Source organism: Halovivax sp. (assembly GCA_007119345.1).
Lineage (GTDB): Archaea > Halobacteriota > Halobacteria > Halobacteriales > Natrialbaceae > Halovivax.
The window spans coordinates 1-6,055 of the sequence record SKPV01000225.1; the positions used below are offsets into that span (position 1 = coordinate 1).

Sequence of the window (6,055 nt, forward strand, 5' to 3'; positions counted from 1 at the left end):
ACGACCTCCTCGGTCTTGTTCTTGTCCTGGGTCTCGCCGACGAGCATCACCGCGACGCCGCCCTGGTTCATGATCGTGGACATGTCCGCGTAGTCCAGGTTGATCAGGCTCGGCTGGGTGATCGTCTCGGAGATGCCCTTGACGGTCTCGGCGATGATCTGGTCCATCACCGAGAACGCCTTGCCGATCGGGAGGTTCGGGACGTAGTCGAGCAGCCGGTTGTTGTCGAGGACGATGATCGAGTCGGCCTGTTCGCGCAACTTCTCGAGGCCCTCCTCGGCTTTCACCGTGCGGGCGCGCTCGACGTTGAACGGCGTCGAGACCATCCCGACGACGATCGCGCCCTGCTCCTTGGCGATCTTCGCGGCGACGGGCGCGGCGCCGGTGCCGGTGCCGCCACCCATGCCGGCGGTGACGAACACGAGGTCCGCGTCGCCGAGGACGTCCTTGACGGTGGACTGGGCCATCTCGGTGGCACGTTCGCCCATCGAGGGGTCCCCGCCCGCGCCGAGGCCGTTCGTCAGCGACTTGCCGACGAGGATCTTCGTGTCGGCCTCGATCATCTTGAGGTGTTGCTTGTCGGTGTTGATCGCGATCGTGTCGGCCCCTTCGACGCCGATGTTGTACAGCCGGTTGATGGTGTTGTTACCGGCGCCGCCGCAGCCGATGATGACGATTCGTGGGTCGCCGAACTCGTCGTCGTCCATCGAGACGTCCATGTCTCGAGCTTCGGCCTCGGCGTTCTCGAGGGCGTCCTGAACGATATCCTGCATCGTTAGACCTTCGCCCAGTTGCGCTTGCCGGTCCGCTCGTGGCGGCCGTCCTGTTGTTCGTTGATCATCTCACGGACCGCCGACCGGATCGCCTCGCTCCGGTTCGGGAACTCGCCCGTTTCGACCAGCTGTTCGACCTCCTCGATCTGCTGCTTCGGAATTCGCAGTGTCACACGCTCCATTGTTGTATTCCCCGTGTCGCGTTCGAGTAAGACGGAGCGCCCCTGTCAGACGCGCCGCGTCTTACACCGCTGACCCACCGACGGCGACCGGTTTGGCCGCCCGGGATCCGGGTGTAAGACGACCGTCTTACGCGACTGCTACCAACTGGGTAGTGCAATATAAATGTTTTGGCTTCTTATAGGTCGGCGTCTTACGACAGTCGTCGAGACGGACCGGTCGCCGATTGTCGTAATGCATCGAATCGGCCTCACAAGAGTGTTTCGACGGCGGCCCCCAGGGACCGAGCTTATCGCGAATCGAGCACGTCGGCCGCCGGCGTTCGACGGCCGCAGGACGGACAGAACGCCCAGTCGGAGCGGACCTCGTCGCCGCACTCACAGAACACCCGGTGGGCGGCTTTCTCGCCGCAGTTCGGACAGTACACGTGGTCCGCGTCGATCCTCGTCCCGCACTGTCCGCAGGCGGCGTCCGCCGCCGGTTCGGAGTGATCGGACGCGCCGCGAGGGTCGCGCTCGACGTCCACCCCGGTACCCCCGTCGATTCGGGCGTATACACCGGGATCGCTCGCTTCCGTCGGTCGGCGCGCGCCCTCGGCGTCGACCGTGATGCGCACGTTGACGTCCGGCGAGTCGCGCGTCCCTCGACCCGCCGTCCGGTCGGCGAGGGTCTCCTCGATGCGGTCCTCGACCAGCGCGTCGATCGACGGCGTCGACGCTCCCTCGACCTCGTCCGCCGACGGCGCGCCGTCGACCGCGTCGGACGGCCTCCGCTCGAGATACGATCGGAGCGCCTCGCGCATGACCTCGCTCTTGGAGACGTCGAACGCCTCCAGTTCGTCGACGAGGTCGTCGTCCGCGCGGAACGTAATCTTGCCCATTGCCGGTCGCTACGCCAGTCATCCACATTCTCGTATAAAAATCATTCCCCGCCGTCGGACGCGTCCGACGCCGAATAACAACCCTTATTTGGGAATCGACTGCTACCTACGGGTGCCCGCCCTTAGCTCAGCCTGGTAGAGCAGCCGACTGTAGATCGGCTTGTCCCCCGTTCGAATCGGGGAGGGCGGACTTTTCGCGATCTACACGACGAGCGAAGCGAGTCCGCGGATCGCGAAACGTCCATCCCGAGCCGATTCGAACACGGAAGTCGCACGCCCGCACAGCCGAGCGGAGCGAGGCGAGCAGGAACGTCTTCCATCTGTTCGAATCGGGGAGGGCGGACTCGGATTCTCGCCGAAGTGTAGTAGAACGGTATTCCGTAGTTTACGGACCCGAGAGAGCGTGTACCATCGGTATCGTCACCGGTCGATCTGGGTCCGATTCCGGAGCAGAACTGGTATCCAGTTCCGGGTCCCCGCCCGCTCGCGAAATTCGTAGTCGAAAACTGGGGTGGTCGGCGTGAGCGTCGAGATCGACGCCCGGGCCGATCCGTCCGTGTGTCGGAACTGCGGTCGCTACGTCACCGACCAGTTCCGGCGCGTCTACGGCGACAACGACGGCGTCACCCACCGTTGCGGTGAGTGCGATTCCTACCGACGCCTCCCGCGCGGGAGCACCGCGGGTGTCGACGTCTCGATTCCCGATCCCGAGGTCGTCGACGGCCACCACGGCGGCGAGTCGCCCGTTCTCGCCGCCGGGCGGGGTCAGGACCACCGCCGGCTGGATCGTCCTGGGGACCGTGCTGGCGCTTCTGAGCGCCGTCCCGCTGCTGGTGGTGATGGACGCATGAGCGGCCCCGTCGATCCGTGCGACCTGCCGACGCGTTTCTCGCCGGACTACGTCGAGGCGCGAGACCAGCTCGCCTTCGTCGCGGACGGTACCGTCGACGAAGCCGGCTGGGCGCGACTGACCGAGTGGGACGGCGGGAAAGTTCTCCTGCCTCCGCGCCAATGCGGGAAGGCCCGGTTCCTCGAGACGGAACGCGTTAACAACGAGCTTCGCCGACGACTCGCCGCCGACGGTCTCGGGCGCGACGCGCGATCGACTGCCGAGTCCGACGAGACCGAGCGCGAACCCTTCGCCGACGGCCGTCCGTGCACTGACGGGGCCGATCCGACAAGATGCGGTATCCGCTCAGTCGATGGCCAGCTTAAGTCTGTAATTCAGAAAGACCAAATGTGCGAGTATCGCCCACGTAAACCAGGTCGTCGCTATTCCGGGATCCTGATAGTAATTGGCGCCGCTCACCCCGACCCCGAGCAGACAGACCACTACAATCCACCCGACGTATCTGACTTGGTCAGAATGTCTCATAGACCGGGATGTCATTTCCAAAAACATAAATCTCGCCTGTTAGAGAACCGTATCCAAGTACGGGGCTGTCGAGCCCTGCAGCCGGGGACTGAGCGGCTCGAGGACGGTGGGTCGCGATGGCCGGCGGTCGGGATCGCGTCCACCGACGGCCACGAGCGATTCGTCCCGACGTCGGATACGGAGCTGGCCGCCCTCGGGGCCGGAGATGAGCGGGCCGCCCTCGGGGCCGGAGATGAGCGGCCGCCGTCCGGGTGGTCCCTCGGCGATGCTGATCGGCGTTCCCCAGCCGGTGGAAAATACCCGAGAGGGAGGATCGTTGCTGGAATCAACGGGGGTGGGTATACACCACCTGCCCCTCGGGCATTTCGGCGGTAGGGACGGACCACACTTCAGCGCCAGTCCCAACTAGTTGGGGTCCCGGACCGTCCGGTTCCGTTGGATGAGATATCGAGCGAGGTGGTCGCTCGTGCGCCGCCTCGTCGAGAACGACGAGCGGGAGCGCTGCAGCGATCGCGTAGACTCGCTCCGTCGACTGTGCAAGAACTGCGTGCGAGAACCACCAGCCGAACGAGGAACACCTATGTCCGACGGCACGGATCTACCCACCGATGGCACGAGTCGAGCGGCTTCGGGTGTATCCGGTGAAGGGGCTCGACGGAGTCGACGTCGACGCCGCCGAGATGCTGACCGGGGGAACGCTGGCGGGCGATCGGGAGTACGCCCTCTTCGACGCCGAGGGGGACGTGATCAACGGGAAGCGGACCGAGCGGATCCACGAGCTCTCGACCGATTTCGACCCGCGGACCGGCGACCTCGTCGTCGAGACGCGCGCGGGCGACCGCCGGCAGTTCTCGCTGCCCGCCGACCGCGAGCGAGTCGAAGCCTGGTTCGGCGAGTTCTTCGACGTCGAGGCGACGCTCCGGCGGGACGCGTCGCTCGGGTTCGTCGATCGGCGCGAGATGGGGCCCTCGGTCGTCAGTACGGCCACCCTGGAAGCGGTCGCGTCCTGGTTCGAGGAGGTTACCGTGGAGAGCGCCCGACGACGGCTCCGGACGAACGTCGAGATCGGGGGCGTGCCGGCGTTCTGGGAGGACCGGTTCGTCGGCGACGGCGCCCCGGCGTTCGAGGCGGGCGGCGTCCGGTTCGACGGCGTCACGCCGTGCGGTCGGTGCGTCGTGCCCGAGCGCGATCCCGACACGGGCGAGCCGACCCCCGAATTTCGCGAGCGATTCCTCGAAAAGCGGCGGGAGTCGCTGCCCGACGGGGTCGACGAGGCGGCCTTCGAGCACCTCTACGCGGTGACGATCATCGCCGACGTTCCCGAATCGGATCGCGGCCGGACGATTCGCGTCGGCGACGCCGTCGACGTGCTCGACTGACCGACGGCCCGTTCGACCGACCCACGCCGTCGACGTGATCGTCATCCACGCTCAGACAAACCGACGCCGTCGACGTGATCGTCATCCACGCTCAGACAAACCGACGCCGTCGACGTGGTCGTCACCCTGTTGGTCGGCGTCCGAACGACGATCCCCGGCGACGGTACCGTCGACGGCGAGGTCGCGCGAACCTTCCGGAGACACCAGACGCACCGTCCGAAAAACCCGACGCAAACCGTTCGGAGAATCCGCCGGCTATCGGCCCGCGACCGTGGAACGTGACGGGGGCTCCGAAACCCGTCACCGGGCCTCGAGCACGACGGCCAGTGCGCGCAGCGGCCGTTCGTTCTCGACGAGCTCGACGACCTCGTCTTCCACGTTCGGCGGGACCATGTCTCGTTCGATGAACTCGCGGACGAGTTTCCGTGCGGATCGCCTGTCGGCGAGAGACATCCCCAATCCCCGTGTCTTTCATCATTCCGCCCGCCGATAAATAAACTCTGTGTCCGGTCGTTGTCGAAAGTGGCCATTTCCGACAGATATCCCGGTCGAGTCCGAAAGACGGGGCGAGCGAGACCGGTATCGAACGCGACCGGGACGAGCGAGCCGGCGTCGGTTGTGGCCCTCGCGACCAGCGGCTTCCGGAGCGATTCGTCCGATCAGGATCGGTCGGGGTCCGCATCCTGAATTTCGACGATCTCGGCCCGATCGATCGACTCGACGTCGCCGCTCGTCCGCACCTGGATCGCTCGCCCCGGAAGGCCGGACTCGTCCGCGTCGGTCGGGCGATCCGGCACGGAGACCGCGGTCGCCCCCGAAATCGTCACGTCGCGGCGCTGGATCGGATCGCCCTCGTACTCGACGGTCTCCCACGTTTCGACGTCCAGTTCCTCCATGTCCGCGCCGAAGTACTCCGCTGACTCTTTCTCGAGCGTCTCTTCGGTCTGGGCCTCGCCGGTCGTCCGGTTGTCGTCGAACTGCACTTCCTCGTGCTTGTACTGCCGGAGGTGGACGAGCATGGTTGTGCCCTCGTAGCACACCGTCCGACGAAAGCGCGTCTCCGGCGGGTGCAAGCCGACTCGTCGTGATTTCGCCGCCGTCGAGTACCGGCGTGACGAGCGAGTCACCGTCGTCGGTTCGGCTGTCTCCTCGGAACGGGCCGGGTGTCGAAAATCGACCGGGAAGGCCGCGGCGACCGACGACCGACCGGTGAGTGGTTCGGACCGAATAATCCGGGACTCACACCCGCTCGCGCACCCGCTCGACGATTGCGTCCGGATCGTACTCGTCCTCTTCTTTGTCGAAGATCAGCTCGTCCTCGACGGAGACCCGAAAGATCCCGGAGTCCCCGGTCACGAGCGAGACGGCCTCGAGCTCCCGGCCGAACTCCGAGAGGATCGCTTCCTGAAGGTCCTGTGTGCGATCGAGGTGGCCGCACGGCACGCAGTACTGGATGTCGACGCTCGTC

General features: G+C 65.9%; 8 protein-coding genes and 1 tRNA gene. 3 read left to right on the top strand and 6 right to left on the bottom strand.

What is annotated here, in order from left to right; all coding sequences use genetic code 11:
- From ftsZ to QZT59_RS15710, 3 genes are all read right to left on the bottom strand, one after another.
- Positions 1 to 773: cell division protein FtsZ (gene ftsZ, locus QZT59_RS15700; RefSeq protein ID WP_290818548.1), on the bottom strand; the 773-nt coding region annotated here is incomplete at its 3' end.
- Between the two features lie 2 nt (positions 774 to 775).
- Positions 776 to 955 (bottom strand): ribbon-helix-helix domain-containing protein, encoded by a 180-nt coding sequence (locus tag QZT59_RS15705; protein ID WP_290818550.1) that lies wholly within the window; start codon positions 953 to 955, stop codon positions 776 to 778.
- Between the two features lie 287 nt (positions 956 to 1,242).
- Positions 1,243 to 1,833 carry a zinc ribbon domain-containing protein gene (locus QZT59_RS15710; protein WP_290818552.1) on the bottom strand — a complete coding sequence of 197 codons (591 nt, stop codon included), beginning with the start codon at positions 1,831 to 1,833 and terminating at the stop codon, positions 1,243 to 1,245.
- 116 nt (positions 1,834 to 1,949) lie between these two features.
- On the opposite strand from QZT59_RS15710, the gene QZT59_RS15715 reads away from it, so the two are divergent.
- The 3 genes from QZT59_RS15715 to QZT59_RS15730 all read left to right on the top strand — a co-directional run bounded on the left by QZT59_RS15715 (position 1,950) and on the right by QZT59_RS15730 (position 4,587).
- Positions 1,950 to 2,023 (top strand) — tRNA-Tyr (locus QZT59_RS15715).
- A 493-nt stretch (positions 2,024 to 2,516) separates the two neighbouring features.
- Positions 2,517 to 2,684 carry a hypothetical protein gene (locus QZT59_RS15725; protein WP_290818562.1) on the top strand — a complete coding sequence of 56 codons (168 nt, stop codon included), beginning with the start codon at positions 2,517 to 2,519 and terminating at the stop codon, positions 2,682 to 2,684.
- A 1,132-nt stretch (positions 2,685 to 3,816) separates the two neighbouring features.
- The gene (locus QZT59_RS15730) at positions 3,817 to 4,587 is read left to right on the top strand and encodes an MOSC N-terminal beta barrel domain-containing protein (RefSeq protein WP_290818554.1); all 771 of its coding nucleotides are present in this window, start codon (positions 3,817 to 3,819) and stop codon (positions 4,585 to 4,587) included.
- 300 nt (positions 4,588 to 4,887) lie between these two features.
- Here QZT59_RS15730 and QZT59_RS15735 read toward each other — a convergent pair whose 3' ends face one another.
- The 3 genes from QZT59_RS15735 to QZT59_RS15745 form a co-directional block, all read right to left on the bottom strand.
- Entirely contained in the window at positions 4,888 to 5,040 is a 153-nt protein-coding gene (locus tag QZT59_RS15735) for a hypothetical protein (RefSeq protein ID WP_290818556.1), read from the bottom strand.
- 206 nt (positions 5,041 to 5,246) lie between these two features.
- Positions 5,247 to 5,606, bottom strand: coding sequence for a hypothetical protein (locus QZT59_RS15740; RefSeq protein WP_290818558.1), 360 nt, complete (start codon positions 5,604 to 5,606; stop codon positions 5,247 to 5,249).
- Positions 5,607 to 5,826: 220 nt separating this feature from the next.
- A partial coding sequence (locus tag QZT59_RS15745; protein ID WP_290818560.1) for an Rdx family protein occupies positions 5,827 to 6,055 on the bottom strand: 229 nt, incomplete at its 5' end.

Bases quoted from the DNA above. Each gene is read 5' to 3' on its own strand.
- QZT59_RS15705 (WP_290818550.1), bottom strand. From the start codon at position 955: ATGGAGCGTGTGACACTGCGAATTCCGAAGCAGCAGATCGAGGAGGTC.
- QZT59_RS15710 (WP_290818552.1), bottom strand. From the start codon at position 1,833: ATGGGCAAGATTACGTTCCGCGCGGACGACGACCTCGTCGACGAACTG.
- QZT59_RS15730 (WP_290818554.1), top strand. From the start codon at position 3,817: ATGGCACGAGTCGAGCGGCTTCGGGTGTATCCGGTGAAGGGGCTCGAC.
- QZT59_RS15735 (WP_290818556.1), bottom strand. From the start codon at position 5,040: ATGTCTCTCGCCGACAGGCGATCCGCACGGAAACTCGTCCGCGAGTTC.
- QZT59_RS15740 (WP_290818558.1), bottom strand. From the start codon at position 5,606: ATGCTCGTCCACCTCCGGCAGTACAAGCACGAGGAAGTGCAGTTCGAC.